The 12,068-nt window shown below is 38.7% G+C and carries 16 protein-coding genes; 8 read left to right on the forward strand and 8 right to left on the reverse strand.

The window, feature by feature from the left end; translation table 11 throughout:
• Positions 1-9 precede the first annotated feature (9 nt).
• The 5 genes from mtnN to ACFSFW_RS23060 all read left to right on the forward strand — a co-directional run bounded on the left by mtnN (position 10) and on the right by ACFSFW_RS23060 (position 2,663).
• Complete coding sequence (gene mtnN, locus ACFSFW_RS23040; RefSeq protein ID WP_388041863.1) at positions 10-408, forward strand: 5'-methylthioadenosine/S-adenosylhomocysteine nucleosidase; 399 nt, start codon at positions 10-12, stop codon at positions 406-408.
• On the forward strand, positions 372-740 hold the full coding sequence (locus ACFSFW_RS23045; RefSeq protein ID WP_388041866.1) for a 5'-methylthioadenosine/S-adenosylhomocysteine nucleosidase: 369 nt from the start codon (positions 372-374) through the stop codon (positions 738-740). Before mtnN ends, ACFSFW_RS23045 begins: the two co-directional genes overlap by 37 nt.
• A gap of 143 nt (positions 741-883) precedes the next feature.
• Complete coding sequence (locus ACFSFW_RS23050; protein WP_388041869.1) at positions 884-2,119, forward strand: MBL fold metallo-hydrolase; 1,236 nt, start codon at positions 884-886, stop codon at positions 2,117-2,119.
• Position 2,120: 1 nt separating this feature from the next.
• A complete protein-coding gene (locus ACFSFW_RS23055; RefSeq protein ID WP_388041872.1) occupies positions 2,121-2,387 on the forward strand; it encodes a DUF3006 domain-containing protein in 267 nt (88 codons plus the stop codon).
• Positions 2,388-2,489: 102 nt separating this feature from the next.
• Positions 2,490-2,663, forward strand: a complete 174-nt coding sequence (locus tag ACFSFW_RS23060; RefSeq protein ID WP_335395415.1) for a hypothetical protein — start codon at positions 2,490-2,492, stop codon at positions 2,661-2,663.
• Positions 2,664-2,714: 51 nt separating this feature from the next.
• Here ACFSFW_RS23060 and ACFSFW_RS23065 read toward each other — a convergent pair whose 3' ends face one another.
• Complete coding sequence (locus ACFSFW_RS23065; protein WP_388041875.1) at positions 2,715-3,038, reverse strand: hypothetical protein; 324 nt, start codon at positions 3,036-3,038, stop codon at positions 2,715-2,717.
• A gap of 77 nt (positions 3,039-3,115) precedes the next feature.
• Between ACFSFW_RS23065 and ACFSFW_RS23070 the strand changes: the two genes are divergently transcribed.
• Positions 3,116-3,688, forward strand: coding sequence for an undecaprenyl-diphosphatase (locus tag ACFSFW_RS23070; RefSeq protein WP_388041878.1), 573 nt, complete (start codon positions 3,116-3,118; stop codon positions 3,686-3,688).
• A gap of 171 nt (positions 3,689-3,859) precedes the next feature.
• Complete coding sequence (locus ACFSFW_RS23075; protein WP_388041881.1) at positions 3,860-4,330, forward strand: tRNA (cytidine(34)-2'-O)-methyltransferase; 471 nt, start codon at positions 3,860-3,862, stop codon at positions 4,328-4,330.
• 52 nt (positions 4,331-4,382) lie between these two features.
• On the opposite strand, the gene ACFSFW_RS23080 is transcribed toward ACFSFW_RS23075, so the two are convergent.
• From ACFSFW_RS23080 to ACFSFW_RS23090, 3 genes are read right to left on the reverse strand one after another with little or no spacing between them, the layout of a single operon-like run.
• Positions 4,383-5,474: a GerAB/ArcD/ProY family transporter gene (locus ACFSFW_RS23080; protein WP_388041884.1), complete on the reverse strand. Its 1,092-nt coding sequence runs from the start codon at positions 5,472-5,474 to the stop codon at positions 4,383-4,385.
• A gap of 18 nt (positions 5,475-5,492) precedes the next feature.
• Positions 5,493-6,716 (reverse strand): Ger(x)C family spore germination protein, encoded by a 1,224-nt coding sequence (locus ACFSFW_RS23085; protein ID WP_388041887.1) that lies wholly within the window; start codon positions 6,714-6,716, stop codon positions 5,493-5,495.
• On the reverse strand, positions 6,709-8,340 hold the full coding sequence (locus tag ACFSFW_RS23090; RefSeq protein ID WP_388041890.1) for a spore germination protein: 1,632 nt from the start codon (positions 8,338-8,340) through the stop codon (positions 6,709-6,711). Before ACFSFW_RS23090 ends, ACFSFW_RS23085 begins: the two co-directional genes overlap by 8 nt.
• Positions 8,341-8,437: 97 nt before the next feature.
• Here ACFSFW_RS23090 and ACFSFW_RS23095 point away from each other — a divergent pair, with 97 nt between their 5' ends.
• Entirely contained in the window at positions 8,438-8,692 is a 255-nt protein-coding gene (locus ACFSFW_RS23095) for a YczF family membrane protein (protein ID WP_388041893.1), read from the forward strand.
• A gap of 73 nt (positions 8,693-8,765) precedes the next feature.
• Here ACFSFW_RS23095 and ACFSFW_RS23100 read toward each other — a convergent pair whose 3' ends face one another.
• Genes ACFSFW_RS23100 through ACFSFW_RS23115 form a run of 4 tightly spaced genes read right to left on the reverse strand, consistent with a single transcriptional unit; the run spans position 8,766 to position 12,005 of the window.
• Positions 8,766-9,440, reverse strand: a complete 675-nt coding sequence (locus ACFSFW_RS23100; protein ID WP_388041896.1) for an orotidine 5'-phosphate decarboxylase / HUMPS family protein — start codon at positions 9,438-9,440, stop codon at positions 8,766-8,768.
• A 57-nt stretch (positions 9,441-9,497) separates the two neighbouring features.
• The gene (locus ACFSFW_RS23105) at positions 9,498-10,277 is read right to left on the reverse strand and encodes an SDR family NAD(P)-dependent oxidoreductase (protein ID WP_388041899.1); all 780 of its coding nucleotides are present in this window, start codon (positions 10,275-10,277) and stop codon (positions 9,498-9,500) included.
• Positions 10,278-10,302: 25 nt separating this feature from the next.
• On the reverse strand, positions 10,303-11,118 hold the full coding sequence (locus ACFSFW_RS23110; RefSeq protein ID WP_388041901.1) for a carbohydrate ABC transporter permease: 816 nt from the start codon (positions 11,116-11,118) through the stop codon (positions 10,303-10,305).
• Positions 11,115-12,005, reverse strand: coding sequence for a carbohydrate ABC transporter permease (locus ACFSFW_RS23115; protein WP_388041904.1), 891 nt, complete (start codon positions 12,003-12,005; stop codon positions 11,115-11,117). The genes ACFSFW_RS23110 and ACFSFW_RS23115 overlap by 4 nt, the downstream gene beginning before the upstream one ends.
• Positions 12,006-12,068: the final 63 nt, after the last annotated feature.

Raw genomic sequence — 12,068 nt, forward strand, 5'->3', positions numbered from 1 at the left:
AAGTGAAGAGTGACCAATCAAGAGGATCAATATTCGGTTGGAATTATCGGCCCAATGGCAGAAGAAATTGAAATTTTACATTCTCATATGGAAGTTGAAGCAACAGAAGAAATCGCTGGTATGACTTTCTATCAAGGAACTTTAAAGGGTCAAAATATTGTCCTCGTTCAATCCGGAATTGGAAAAGTAAATGCAACAATGGCTGCTCAATTATTGGTTAGTCAATTTAACGTAGATGCACTCATCAATTCAGGAATTGCTGGAGCCATCCACCCTGATATTAACCTTGGGGATATCGTCATTTCTACGGATACAGTTCAGCATGATATGGATGAAACAGCAAAGGGGTTTGAACCAGGTGTGATTCCAGAATGGAAACTGGCTATTATGAAGCTGATAAAGAACTGATTGCCTTAGCAGAAGATGCAGCAAAGAACCTGCCAGAAGAAGTACATGTTGTAAAAGCTAGAGTGGCAACAGGTGACCAATTTATCGCAAGTGCTGAAAAAAGCGAATGGATTCTAGATACATTTAATGCCTATGTTGTTGAAATGGAAGGTGGCGCTGTTGGACAAGTTGCTTACTTGAACGACATTCCATACCTTGTCATTCGTTCCGCATCAGATGATGCAGGTGAAGAAGCCGTCATGAAATGGGAAGATTTTAAGCAAATGGCGGTAACAAACTCATCTACTATTATCGAAGGCATCCTTGAAAATATGGAATACAAATATTTATAAAGTGTCAGGCACCATTATGGTCCTGGCATTTTTTTATCTGTGGTAAGTATCACACTTCTTACTATTTTTTGATACAATCAGCATTAAATGAAATCATAACATATGGTTGATTGTTTAAAATGACACCAAATGAGGGAAAAACGATGTATCCATTTACTAGAACTATTTATGCGATCTATTTGGTCGCTGTGCTTTTGATCATTGGAGGTTGTTCGCTAGAGGAAAATCAATCCAGGGATAACGAAACCGAGACTATCACAAAAACCATCGAGGAAATGGAAACGAAACCTGTTGAGGACTCCCCACCCCCTACTGAAGAGCAAGAAAAAGTGTCAAATGCACTATTAGAATTGACGGTTCATTATATAGATGTTGGTCAAGCTGACTCAACCTTACTTCAATATACGGATAAGGGCGTAGAATATACCATCTTGATCGATGCGGGGAATTGGAACAGAAACGACGTTATCCATTACTTACAAGCTCAAAACATCTCTGATATTGATATCGCAATCGGGACACACCCTGATGCAGATCATATTGGTCAACTTAGTAAGGTTATCAATACGTTTAACGTTGGAGAAGTGTGGTTGTCCGGGAATACAAGTACATCCCAGACGTTTCAGAGGTTATTACAAGCGATCGATCAAAACAATGTCGATTATTATGAACCAAGACGCGGCGATGAATTTGAAGTTGGCCCGCTCCAAATCGATGTTTTATACCCAATCTCTGTTTCAGAAAATGACAATGAAGAATCCATTTCTCTTAAGCTCACGTATGGAGAGGTTTCCTTCATTTTTACGGGTGATGCAAGTCGAAATGATGAGTTAAAAATGATAAATGGTAGTATTGATGTAGACGCTGATATCCTTCATCTAGGTCATCACGGTTCAAGCACCTCTACTCACCCTACTTTTCTAAAAGAAGTGAGTCCAGAAATTGCGATTTACAGTGCCGGAAAAGAGAACAGCTATGGGCATCCACATAAAGAAGTCGTCGATTTAATTCAAAGTTCCAATGTTACACTTTATGGAACTGATGTACATGGCACGATTCTTGTCAAAACAGATGGCAAAAACTATGAGGTGTTAACCAAAAAGGATGGAACGATTACACCCCCTTCTACTGGAGGTGGAACTTCTACAAAACCTGAACCAGAAAAAGAAAGTCAAGTACCCACTGGTAAATGTATTAATATCAATTCGGCTAGTTTCGAAGAGCTTCAAGAAATTACTCATTTAGGGCCAGCGCGTGCAAAGGAACTGATTGACCTAAGGCCGTTTACATCCATTGATGAGTTAACACGAATAAAAGGAATTGGTCCGTCAAGAATGGAAGATATAAAAGCACAAAATCTAGCTTGTGTAGGAGGATAACATGAAAGGTTATTTGGATCGAATCGAAGAAAACCAACATGCAGTTATTTTAGTAGAAGAAATCAATAAAGAATTTATCATCCCGATCAGTAAATTACCTAATGGGGCAAAAGCTGGTTCCTATTTGAACCTTACGATTGAAAATGAAATAATCACTTCCATTACGCTAAACGAGAATGAAACAAGCACACAACAGCAAAAACTGGATGATATGATGTCTAAGCTCCGTAAGAAGAGTTCTGGAAGCAAGTTCAAGAAAAAAGAGTAACAAGCGAGCCTGTCGTTTATGCCACTGACACGAAGAGATGCGTATTTAACTGAAAACATGCACATGCTAAAAGAGAACATTTCAATGAAAGGAAGAGCTGAGATGAACTTTAAAAGCAAATTACAAGAAGCTCAAGATATTATTCATACGGCCCATCATCATTTAAAACAAGTGAACTCGAATAGTCCTGAATCAGAGGCATGCCATTTTGCCCAAAGCGAACTAGAAAAGGCGCAACAAATTATCCAACAGGTACAACAACAAATACATAATTAGATGGTAAGTCAAAAATGGCTGGGTATATTGAATCCAGCCATTTTGATTTATTTATTCATTCTTCTGTGGTTGAGTTGGAAGTTTAACATCAGGTTTTATTTCTTTTGCAATTTCCGCTGCAAGATCATAGTTTACTTCAAAAGGATTCATTTTTAATTCAGAGGTATTTTGAAACGAATTTTGGGCTTGCTGAAATCTCTTTTGAACTTCTTGATTGATACGGCTATTTCTATTACCAAATAAGCTAAGGATGGCTACTCCTAAAATAGAAATCCAAATCCACCCTCTGTTGTTTCGTTTGCGTTTGAAAAACTTCAGTGATTTGTTACCACTAAAACTACTAAGTACGGATGACAGTAGTTGCATATAGTTCATAACTCTTCCCTCCTCATCCTATTGTGTGAGGTTGGCTTAAACAATATATGTGGTAATTTTTAAGAACGGTCAAGTGCATGATTCAAGGATTAGATCAAATAATAATCTCAGAGATGATTATTATGGATGTCAAAGTTTTTCGCGCAATAAATCAAATGACTGGCCGTTCTACATTAGTCGATCAGTTCATGATACTTATTTCAAATAAGGTCCGTTATGTATATTTCTTAATTTTGATTGTGATATGGTTTAAAAAGTATCCATATAGACAAATGACGAATAATGCTGTCATTTCTGCCTTTATTACTCTAATCCTAAATATCTTCCTTAAGTTATGTATTTCAAAGCCCCGGCCATTTATGAAAAGTCGTGTTGGAATCTTAATTCCTTCAAAGATGGATTCTTCATTTCCAAGCAAACATACCCTACTCGTTTTTGCAGTTTCAACTTCGGTCTTATTATATAATCGTGTTCTAGGCTCCATCATGTGTGGATTGGCAGTAATGACTGGTATAACACGAATTTGGGTAAGACATCATTACCCATCTGACATAATTGGAAGTGCTATTTTGGGCTCTGTAACGAGCATGTGTGTTCATAAAAATTCACGAGAAGAAAATGTAAAAACCTTTTCCAAAATATTTAACTAGTCTACTTTTTGGTAATCACTATTTTAAACGCAAATGACACCAGTGCTACTAATTGGTGTCATTTTCTTTAGATTTTAGTAAAACATTGATTCTGAGTTCTGCAGTCTCCTCTCTTTTTATTGTTATATGCTATAATTCGAAGAGTAAAATAGAAGTTAGAGGTGACCTTTCTTGGGAATACATGTTGTACTTTATCAACCAGATATTCCAGCTAATACTGGAAATATAGCACTTACTTGTGTAGCAACGGGTTCAGCCTTGCATTTAATCCGACCACTTGGCTTTTCAACTGATCCGGAGATGTTAAAGAAAGCAGGCATCGATTTTTGGGATGATGTGAACATCACGTATTATGATTCATTGGAAGACTTCTTTTCAAAGAATCAAGGCGAATTTTATTTTATTGAGACGTTTGGTGAAAAAACACATACAGGCTTTGATTTCAGTGATGAATCGAAGGAACATTACTTTATGTTTGGAAAAGAAACAACGGGTTTACCGAAAGATTTACTAGAAAAGAACAAAAATCACTTTTTGAGAATACCCATGAACGATCACGTTCGCTCACTCAATCTTTCAAGTACTGCAGCAATACTAGTCTATGAGGCATTACGCCAGCAAGGATATCCGAATTTAAACTAAAAAATCTTCCGCTTTGGAAGATTTTTTTATGTGCCTGATATGGAAACTCCCCCTATGCCCTCCTTTTTCTTATCGTCGCAATCACTAGTAGGATTATCGGAATGATGACTTGAAATGGTAGGTGAAGAAACATAGGTACAAATTTATAGCCTTCCTGCACGTGTTCAGCAAAACTACTCGCCATGGTAATGGATAATAGTAATACAACTAGAGCCATTGGAAAACATAAACGTGTATGGCTTTCAATTGAGAACAAATTGGCAACCCCTGTTACTACCGCATAAAAAAAGATTCCAATTTTAAAGAATCCCCCAATAATTAGGGCTAACATAAAGAAGATATCGAGACGTTCGATAAACTCTGCTACTTGGATCATTTGAATGGTAGCTAGGAGTGGAAATGGTGCACGAGCTGTAAGGTTAACACCCAGAACACTAATGTTCATTAACATGACAAGGGCTAGATTAATCCCACTTAAACCAACCGCACATAATCCGGCAATCTGTGCTTTCCGAGAATGATTCAAATAGGGAAAAATCATCGCAAATACAACCGTCTCACCAAATGGAAAATAAAGAGTCTGGGTAAAGGTTGCTTTTACAACAGGTAAAATACCTTCACCTAATATAGGCTTTAGGTTGCTAACATCAATTAAACCAGAGATCACAATGAGGATAAATCCCGTTACCGCAAGTAGATACATGATGCTAAAAAGGAGTTCCCCTGTTCTTCCTAATACTTCGATTCCTTTTCGAACCGCGTATACGACCACAATAATCAAAAGTGCATTGACAATGAATAATGGTGTTTCAGGATAGGCGAATGTCACCAACATCACACCAAAATCGCGTAATACTCTTGCTGCTAGATAAGCAAAGTAAAGGATGTACAAAAAAGCAAGTACCTTCCCGATTGGTTTTCCAAGGATAATCTGTGTATACATGGTTGGTAATTTATCCGGGTAATATTGATAGAGTCGGAAAAAGATAATAAACAGCAACATTCCACCGATCATTCCAAGGAGAACGGCAATCCATGCATCCTGCTTAGCATCCATTGCAAGTGGCAAAAGTAAAGCACTTCCTAATTCAAACAGCAAGACAAGAACAAATAGCTGATACGAACTGATTTTTGCCTTCTCCATGTTACATGCTCCTTATATCTATTTACGGTCTTCCTTTATTTCAGTAAGGTAGGATTTCGTACGTAATCCCGTCCGACGTACAAACGCTTCTACTTTCACATCCACGATTAATTCTGGAAAATACACAGAATTCCAGTCAGATTTTAGCTTCCTCCAAAGATTCGGATCGGAGCGTTGGATCGCTTCACCAAAGCCAAAAACGTCTGTTTTATTCTTTTGGGCTTGGTTGATGGCTTCTTGAATTTCTTTCTTAATTTCCTTTTCGGCTGCTTTTTCGATTTTTACTATTAAAAGTGGGTCTGTTAAATCAATCGGTACTTCTACTTCTCCTATATCGCCTTCAACACTTACATCTACAGTAATCAGGGGTTCCTCATTTTGAATGATAGGCAAAATCTTGGTTTTTTGGCGAATTACTTCGAAAGCAATAGCTTCTTCATATCCTTGCCAGTCAATATTCACATCGGTTTTTTCAATTTTATCCAAAATCCATATCGTTCCTCTTGCCGTATTTCCTTGTAACCAATCTACTAGCTTTCCATCTCTAAAAAGAGCAATCCCGTCAGCCTCGAGAACCGCTTTAGGCGTCGTTTCTTCAATATTTGCCAATTTCATGGCTTGATCGACTTCTCCTTTTATACGAAATCCTGTTAATAGAGGTTCTTTCCCTTCGGAAACTAGGCTATTAAGTACATCTTTCATATTCGCTCTCAGATGTGTTCCCCAGTTTTTTTCGGTTGACTTTAGTGTTTTAATCACTTTATTGGAAGGGATTTTATCGATTGGAGTTATTGTTCGTACAATATCTCTTGCCTCCATATCTTGAGCAATGATTACCTCCGATGTGATTCGAAATTCCGGGTCACGATCCATGGCATCAAAAAGATGGAGAATCCCATCCTCTCTTGCTAATCGCTCTCCAACAACTACTAAATTTGTATGGGCATAATATAGCCTTCTTGAAATGCTGGTGGAAAATTTCCTACTAACTTCAGTAAGGTTATTTCCAGTCTCAGTATACACATTAACAGGTGGGCCAAAACTCGAGCCACCATCTTGCTGGCCACCAGTAACATTCCCGGGATTAATCACCTGAATGGTACCAACATACTGTCCCTTATCATTTTTATCGATACCGAAAGCAGAAATAATCGCGATGTCGGTAAGCTCCTTTTTGCTCCAACAACCCGAAAGGAGGATTAGTCCAAGGAATAGAATGACAAGTACAAAACCTTTATTCATCTTGGTCACCTTTTTCTTCAGAAGACTTAAGCATGCCACGTCCTACAGGAGGCTGAGGTCTCTGGTCTTTCCCTACACGAACCCTATTACCTTCACTGATCAATTTCGGTCGTTTCTTCATAACCCACAACGGTAACCGGAAAAACGTATCCGCGTTCTCCGTAAGAATAAATGGAGCCATAGGTGTCATATAAGGAACACCAAATGAACGTAGGCCACAAAGGTGAACAGTAAGCATAATAATTCCAAGAATGATTCCATAAAAACCAAATGTGGCTGCAGCAATCATAAATAGAAAACGAACCAATCGGGCAGCAATCGCCATTGCAAAAGATGGAGTTGCGAAACTAGCTATTGCAGTCATGGCCACGACTATTGTCATGGCTGGTGAAACAATTCCGGCCTGAACGGCTGCTTGTCCAATTACAAGGGCTCCAACAATTGAAATTGCTGAGCCTACTGCCCGCGGCATTCGAATTCCAGCTTCACGTAAAATTTCAAATGTGACTTCCATAATGAGAGCTTCTACAAATGCCGGAAAAGGCACTGCTTCCCTTTGTGCCGCTACAGCAATTAATAACTGGGTCGGGATCATTTCCTGATGAAACGTGGTTGCGGCAATATAGGCTGCAGGTGCAATAATCGATATGGAAAAGATCAAAAGCCGTAAAAAACGTAGTGCCGTGGCAATATCAAATCGCGCATAATAATCCTCTACTGCCTGAAAAAATTGAATAAAGACAGCTGGTGCAAGTAATACAAAAGGAGTCCCATCTACGAAGATGGCAATTCTCCCCTCAAGTAGATTCCCTGAAACCGTATCCGGTCTTTCTGTATGATAAAGAGTCGGAAAGGAAGTAAAGGTTTGGTCCTCTATTAACTGTTCAATATATCCTGACTCGAGTACACTATCGATATCAATTTGATCAATCCGTCTACGGACCTCTTCGACAATTTTCTCGTTTGCAATTCCATTAATATACATAATGGCAACGTCTGTATTCGTCACCTTGCCCAATTTCCTTGATTCCACCCATAAATTCGGATCCTTGATTCTCCGGCGCACTAATGAGGTATTCGTGATAATCGACTCTGTAAATCCATCCCGTGGACCACGCACCGATACCTGACTACTTGGTTCCTCAATTGATCGTCTTTCGCCGCCTCTTGTATCAACAACGAGTACCTTTGTTTTTCCATCTACAAGAATGATTGTTTCTCCATTCATTAACGCAGTAAAGAGTTGATCCCAATCACTGGCTTCTCTGATACTCCCAAATGGCAAAGCCTCATCTTCAATCACCTCTAAAGGATCTTGTTGAATCAACTTTTCCTGCAATTCCGGACTTTTCATGATGGATTCGATTAAAAAGTCTTTTATGGACTGACTATCGACAAGCCCATCTATATAGACGATTGCGGTTTGAATCTTCGGTAGTAGACCGATGTTCACTTTTCGAACAATCACATCAAAACTATTGCCTGTTTTATTTCGAATCACATTGAGATTATTGGATAATAGGACATCAATGGAATCCGGAAATTCTTGTTTTGTTGGTGGTTGCGTTTGGTTTTCATTCGTTGTGCTACTTTTTTTACGTTTATTCTTGAAAAAACCAGGCATTTTTGTTAAACCTTTCTATTCTAGTTATTAACTGTTCTGCCCAGTAGATGATTATTTATACCTTGTCATATAAGTGTTTTAGAAGGGGAATATTAAATTGAAAAAAGGTGTGAGAAAAATGAAGATTATCGGGATAACTTTGTTGATGTTGGGGTGTCTAATGAGCTTCTCGTTTTGGCTTGATTATCTGCAGGGGTTTGAACTACAAACAGCTTTCAGAAATGCAACAAGTCCGTTTCGAGTCATGGATCCAGCTGAAACGATTGTTCTATTATCCTTTTTACTGACTGTCCTAATTGAGATATTCGTTTATTCGTACAAAAAAAGAAAGGGAAAAGCGAAGGCTGGTTAGGGTACCACAAAAAAAGCAGCCTAGAAAACTAGACTACTCGTGAATTTCGTTGTTTTAAAAAAGGTTATCGTTACTACGAGCCTTTTACTCTTTTCACAAACCTAGATAATGTTTCTTTAAGCTGTTCTGACCCTGTACTTGGCCGAAATTCTTGATTATCAATGACTAACGGAGCTCCAATTACCACTAATGGGGCGCCATGCTTTGGCATTTGGGCAGCTTGTTCGATCGATAATCCACCAACAGCTTGAACCGGAATGGAGACTGCGGATACAACATCTTCTAAGCAGTCAAACGGTGAGCGTTCTGGATCTTCTCCTCTTTCATCAAAGCCTGTATGAACTATAATGTAGTCAACTCCATTTTCCTCAAGCATTCTCGCACATGATATTTTGTCTGATGAGGCCATTATATCCCCCATCACTTCTACACCATAATCACGGGCTGCTCTTACAACTGATCGTATAGTCGCTGCATGAGCAACTCCCATGACAACTACATGGGTAGCTCCGGCCTTAGCCATCATTTCTACTTCTAAATAGCCACCATCCATCGTTTTTAAGTCAGCGACAATCGGTTTGTCAGGGAATTTCTCCCGTAGTTTTCTTACTGCATGTAAACCTTCTGCAAGCAATAATGGGGTTCCCGCTTCAATCCAATCAACCCCAGCCTCTATAGCGATTTCCGCCATTTCTAATGCCTCATCGATGTTCGTTAAATCTAATGAAATCTGCACAATGGGTTTCATTTTCAAGCCCCTCTACTAATTTCTTAAATAGATTGTAGAATTCACGATAAAAACGTTTTACTCGTAGGCTACCTTAGGAAACTGTGTGGCAAATTTACCTCCACTAACATCAATTAACGTACCGGTTATATACCCTGCTAAATCAGATGCTAAGAAACAAATCAGTTGTGCGATATCTTTTTTCTCCCCCCATCTTCTTAACGTTAAGCTGTCTAATAACCGCTCTTGTTGTTCTTGTGGTAACTCTGAAAAGTGATTGAGGGTTGTTGGAATCATACCAGCAGCATAGCTGTTAACCGTAATATTCCAAGGCCCTAACTCTCCAGCGAGTACACGTGAAAATTGTTTTACTCCAGCCTTAGAGGAGGCGTATGCGGCACTGCCAATACTCGGAATAATCGCTGCAAAAGAAGCAGAATTGATAATCCGACCGAATTGCTGTTGTTTCATGATGGGGATGACAGATTGGCACATCATGTATGTCCCTTTTAGATTAACATCATGACAGTAATCCCAAACCTCCTCTGCTAATGTTTCAACTTCTCCGTTCCCAGCAACACCTGCATTGTTAACCAAAAGGTCAATCCTGCCATACTTTTGCATCGTCTCATTAATAACTTCAGAAATCCTAGCACTATCACTTACATCACATTCAAAAAACAGACCCTCTAATCCTTGTTCTTTAAACTCTTGTGCTAGTTGATCCAGATCATCTTGGTATACATCAATTCCCACTGTTTTAACCCCTTCTCTTGCAAGGGTCAAAATGATTTCTTTCCCGATCCCTTTCCCAACTCCCGTAACGATTCCGACCATCCCATTTAAATCAATCAGCACATCGACCATCCTTTCCTGATGAAGCTTATCCTTTTACTGCCCCTGAAGTAATTCCACTTACAATGTATCGTTGTAAAAGTAATGAAATAATCAAGATTGGTAGCGTTATGATAACAGCAGCTGCCATAAGAGCTCCCCAGTTAATTTCTGAATAAGAGATGAAGTTAAATACAGCAATTGGTAACGTCTTCGTGTCATCCCCAGCAAGGACTAAAGCAAACATAAAATTATTCCAAGATAGAATAAAAGACATCATAGAAGCTGTAATAATTCCTGGTGAAACCAATGGAAGTAAGACCCTAAAGAAAGCACCTTGTAATGTACAGCCATCTACTCGAGCCGAATCCTCCAGTTCTTGTGGAAGAGCTTCAAAGGAAGAAATCATAATCCAGATAATAAAAGGCAACCCGACTAACATATGGCTTAATGTCAATGCCGTATACGTGTCGACTAAACCAAGTTTTGAGAAAATGATAAACCACGGAATCATAAACGAAATACCTGGAATGATTCTAGCAATTAAGATAATGACGCCGAATTTATGAAGTTTATATTTTGCAATCGCATATGAGGCTGGTAATCCTAATACCAATCCAAACACGGTTGAAGCAAAAGCGACAATAAAACTATTTACGATAAACTTAATAAAATCATATTGTGCAAAAACTTCTGTGTAGTTTTTAAGGCTAGGTGTAAAAATAAAAATGGAATCCGTTGACATGATTTGAGCCTGGTTTTTAAGAGAAGCAATAATCATCCACACAAATGGGAATAAAAATACTAAACTCACAAAAGCGATTAAAACATAACGGATAAGCTCCATTCTCCGTTTATGCTTCATAATGTCACCTCCGTCTTCTTACGGAAGATCAGGATTAAACAACTCATAATCAGTACAATCATAAAAAATACCATTAAAATGGCGCTCGTATATCCTAACTTGAAATATTGAAATCCATTGGCAAAGCCGTAAATATTTAAGGTTTCCGTTGCGTAACCGGGTCCGCCTTGTGTCATGGCATAGATTAGATCAAAATGCTTTACCGCATCAATTGACCGTAGAAGTACGGCTGCGAAAATGGTAGGTGCCATGAGCGGTAATGTGATTTTCCAAAAAATTTGCCAAGCATTGGCGCCATCAACAGCGGCCGCTTCATAATTTTCATTCGGTAATTGAGAAAGACCAGCCAATGTGATTAACGTAATCATGGGTGTCCATTGCCATGTGTCTACCATCGCAATTGCCGGCAAAGCTTGTTTCGGTGACGCTATCCATAACTGTGGATCAATGCCAAAGTAACCTAGGAATTGATTCGCAAAACCAATGGAAGGTTCGAAAATTAATAACCAAACGAGTCCGATTGCAACCGGTGTTGATACCATAGGAAGTAAAAATAAGGTCTTTACGAGATTACTACCTTTAAACTTTCTAAAAAACAAAAGCGCAATCGCTACTCCCAATACGGTTTGAGTAACAACTGCCAAAATCGTAAAGTAAAAAGTTCTAAAAAAAGCTGGCCAAAACCGTGGATCATCAAAGAAGATTTTCTTAAAATTGTCTAAGAAGACCCATTTTGGTGGAGATACACTAGACATGCTCCAGTCAAAAAAGCTTAAATAGGCGGTATAACCAACTGGAAATACAATCATAATGAGTACAAAAAGTACGGAAGGCAATGTAAAAATATACTTAAGATGTTTTTCAATCCAAAGTTGAATGATAGTCATCCCCCTTCTATGTATCGCTATAAAGAGGATAGAGCGGTATTCATACATTCACTAATACCCGCT

This window comes from Ferdinandcohnia salidurans, assembly GCF_042680725.1.
In the GTDB taxonomy this organism is placed as follows: domain Bacteria; phylum Bacillota; class Bacilli; order Bacillales; family Bacillaceae_L; genus Ferdinandcohnia; species Ferdinandcohnia salidurans.

Excerpts from the sequence above, each read along its gene's own strand:
- ACFSFW_RS23065 (WP_388041875.1), bottom strand. The coding sequence starts at position 3,038 with ATGAACTATATGCAACTACTGTCATCCGTACTTAGTAGTTTTAGTGGT.
- ACFSFW_RS23070 (WP_388041878.1), top strand. The coding sequence starts at position 3,116 with ATGATTCAAGGATTAGATCAAATAATAATCTCAGAGATGATTATTATG.
- ACFSFW_RS23055 (WP_388041872.1), top strand. The coding sequence starts at position 2,121 with ATGAAAGGTTATTTGGATCGAATCGAAGAAAACCAACATGCAGTTATT.
- ACFSFW_RS23110 (WP_388041901.1), bottom strand. The coding sequence starts at position 11,118 with ATGAAGCATAAACGGAGAATGGAGCTTATCCGTTATGTTTTAATCGCT.
- ACFSFW_RS23050 (WP_388041869.1), top strand. The coding sequence starts at position 884 with ATGTATCCATTTACTAGAACTATTTATGCGATCTATTTGGTCGCTGTG.
- ACFSFW_RS23115 (WP_388041904.1), bottom strand. The coding sequence starts at position 12,005 with ATGACTATCATTCAACTTTGGATTGAAAAACATCTTAAGTATATTTTT.
- ACFSFW_RS23100 (WP_388041896.1), bottom strand. The coding sequence starts at position 9,440 with ATGAAACCCATTGTGCAGATTTCATTAGATTTAACGAACATCGATGAG.
- ACFSFW_RS23045 (WP_388041866.1), top strand. The coding sequence starts at position 372 with ATGGAAACTGGCTATTATGAAGCTGATAAAGAACTGATTGCCTTAGCA.
- ACFSFW_RS23090 (WP_388041890.1), bottom strand. The coding sequence starts at position 8,340 with ATGCCTGGTTTTTTCAAGAATAAACGTAAAAAAAGTAGCACAACGAAT.
- ACFSFW_RS23085 (WP_388041887.1), bottom strand. The coding sequence starts at position 6,716 with ATGAATAAAGGTTTTGTACTTGTCATTCTATTCCTTGGACTAATCCTC.
- ACFSFW_RS23080 (WP_388041884.1), bottom strand. The coding sequence starts at position 5,474 with ATGGAGAAGGCAAAAATCAGTTCGTATCAGCTATTTGTTCTTGTCTTG.
- ACFSFW_RS23060 (WP_335395415.1), top strand. The coding sequence starts at position 2,490 with ATGAACTTTAAAAGCAAATTACAAGAAGCTCAAGATATTATTCATACG.